The organism is Roseicella aerolata, from assembly GCF_020523605.1.
GTDB lineage: Bacteria > Pseudomonadota > Alphaproteobacteria > Acetobacterales > Acetobacteraceae > Paracraurococcus > Paracraurococcus aerolatus.
This window is the reverse complement of record NZ_JAJAQI010000128.1, coordinates 1-2,628: the sequence shown is the minus strand read 5'-3', so window position 1 is coordinate 2,628 and position 2,628 is coordinate 1. Positions and strand designations below refer to the sequence as shown.

Below are 2,628 nucleotides of genomic sequence, written 5' to 3'. Positions count from 1 at the left end.
TGCTGCGCGGCGATCAGGGTGAGAACGCGCGGCGATCTGGATGAGAAACGCCTGCATGGCGCCGTCGGGAGGGCGTAGCCCGACCGGCGGGGCCATGCAGGCGAGCGCCCACCCGTTCTGGGGCGGGCGGCTGGCGGTCGCGGCCGGACGGCATCGGAATGGCCTCCTTCGCTGCAAGGGGTCTGCCGGTGCCCGGCCGCCATGTCACCGACCGCCAGATGAGGCTGTACATGACGCTTCGCCGGACCGAGCCCGTGCCGGTCGCCGCTGCCAAAGCGGGGTTCAGCACCGCCACCGCCTATCGGATCGAGGGAGATCCCCGCCCGCCCTCGGACCGTGCCGTGCCGCGGGGGCGGCGCCGGCCGGACCCGCTGGCGGTGATCTGGGAGAGCGAGGTGGTGCCGCTGCTGCAGGCCGCCCCCGGGCTGCGCCCGATCGCCGTCTTCGACGAGATGCGGCGCCGCCATCCCGAGCTCGGCGCCGGCATCCGCCGCACGCTGGAGCGCCGCATCCGGGCCTGGCGAGCCGTGCACGGGCCGGAGCAGGAGGTGATCTTCCGCCAGGTCCACCAGCCCGGCCGCCTCGGCCTGTCGGACTTCACCGACATGCGCGAGCTCGCCGTGACCATCGCCGGCGTGCCCCTTGAGCATCGGCTCTACCACTTCCGCCTGCCCTATTCGGGCTTCGAGCACGCCCATGTCGTCCTCGGCGGCGAGAGCTACGTCGCCCTCGCCGGGGGGCTGCAGAACGCGCTCTGGGCACTGGGCGGCGCGCCGCTGGAACACCGCAGCGACAGCCTCTCGGCCGCTTTCCGCAACCTCGGCCACGACGCGCAGGAGGATCTGACCCGGCGCTACGACGCGCTCTGCGCCCACTACGGCATGCAGCCCAGCCGCAACAACCCAGGGATCGCTCACGAGAACGGCGCTATTGAGAGCGCGCATGGCCACCTCAAGGCGGCCATCGCCGACGCGCTGCTGCTGCGTGGCTCGCGCGACTTCCCCGAACTCGCCGCCTATCGCGCCTTCGTCGACGAGGTGGTCGGGCGGCACAATGCCCGTATCGCGCCGCGCATCGCCCTCGAGCGCGAGGCCCTGCAGGACTTGCCCGCCCGGCGTACCACCGACCATGAGGAGGCGGTCGTCACCGTCACCTCCTCGAGCGGGTTCACGCTGCGCAAGGTGTTCTACAGCGTCCCCTCGCGCCTGATCGGGCACCGCCTGCGCGTCCGGCTGTTCGACGACCGGCTGGAGGTCTTCCTCGGCGGCACCCCCCAGTTCACGCTGCCCCGCGGCCGATCGCACCCGGACGGCCGGCATGGCCACGTGGTCGACTACCGGCACGTCATCCACGCCCTGCGCCGCAAGCCAATGGCCCTGCTGGGCCTGGTCTACCGCGACAGCCTCTTTCCGCGCGCCGCCTACGCCCGCGCCTTCGCGGCGATGCGTGCCGTGCTCCCCGACCGCATGGCCTGCCGCCTCGCCGTGGAACTGCTGGCGCTCGCCCATGAGCGCGCCTGCGAGGCGGAACTCGCGGGGCTGATCGAGGCCGACCTCGATGCCGGTCGACTGCCCGACATGGCGGCGATCCGCGCCCGCTTCGTGCCCGACGCCGCGGCGCTGCCCGCGGTCACCATCCGCCACCCCGACCTCAGCGCCTATGAGGGCCTGGCAACCAGCAGCGCGGGAGACGCGGCATGACCGCCACCGATCCCATCGACGCCGGCCGCCTGTCGCTCGCCCTCAACGATCTTCGACTGCCCGCCATCAAGCTGGTCTGGCCCGAGCTTGCCGCCCGCGCCGACAAGGAAGGCTGGCCCGCTGCGCGCTTCCTCGCAGCCCTCGCCGAGCACGAGATCGCCGAGCGCGCCAACCGCCGCATCCAGCGCCATCTCGAGGAGGCCCGGCTGCCACCCGGAAAGACCCTCGACAGCTTCGACTTCGAGGCCGTGCCCATGCTCAGCAAGGCGCAGATCATGGCCCTCGCCGCGGGCGACAGTTGGCTGGAGAAGGGCGCCAACTTGCTGGCTTTCGGGCCGCCAGGCACCGGGAAGTCGCATCTCGCGGCCGCCCTCGGCCTCGCCCTGATCGAGAACGGCTGGCGCGTCCTGTTCACCCGCACCACCGACCTGGTGCAGAAACTCCAGGCCGCCCGACGCGATCTCCAACTCGAGGCCGCCATCGCCAAGCTCGACAAGTACCACCTGCTGATCCTCGACGACATCGCCTACGTCACGAAGGACCAAGCGGAAACCAGCGTCATCTTCGAGCTCATCGCCGCTCGCTACGAACGCCGGTCGCTGCTCATCACCTCAAACCAGCCTTTCGGCGAATGGCACCGGATCTTCCCGGACCAGGTCATGACGCTCGCCGCCGTAGATCGCCTGGTTCATCACGCGACGATCTTCGAGATGAACGTCGAGAGCTATCGCAGGCGAACCGCTGTCGAGCGGAAACGCGGACCAGGTCGGCCGCCAACTCGCGCGACAATCAACACCTCATCCTGATTGTCGCGCATCACCCGAAAACCGCTTGCCTACCTGTCGCGCCGCGACAATCATCCAGCCGCCGCGACCACAGACTCTCATCCTGATTGTCGCGCTGCTCGCATCCAGATCGTCGCGCCACA

General features: G+C 70.5%; 2 protein-coding genes. Both read left to right on the top strand.

All coding sequences use genetic code 11. The features are described 5' to 3' along the window. Window positions 1-188 precede the first annotated feature (188 nt). Complete coding sequence (gene istA / locus LHA35_RS28085; RefSeq protein WP_456316099.1) at window positions 189-1,700, top strand: IS21 family transposase; 1,512 nt, start codon at window positions 189-191, stop codon at window positions 1,698-1,700. Further along, window positions 1,697-2,506, top strand: a complete 810-nt coding sequence (istB, locus tag LHA35_RS28080; RefSeq protein ID WP_226614793.1) for an IS21-like element helper ATPase IstB — start codon at window positions 1,697-1,699, stop codon at window positions 2,504-2,506. Before istA ends, istB begins: the two co-directional genes overlap by 4 nt. Window positions 2,507-2,628 lie beyond the last annotated feature (122 nt).

Excerpts from the sequence above, each read along its gene's own strand:
- istB (WP_226614793.1), top strand. The coding sequence starts at position 1,697 with ATGACCGCCACCGATCCCATCGACGCCGGCCGCCTGTCGCTCGCCCTC.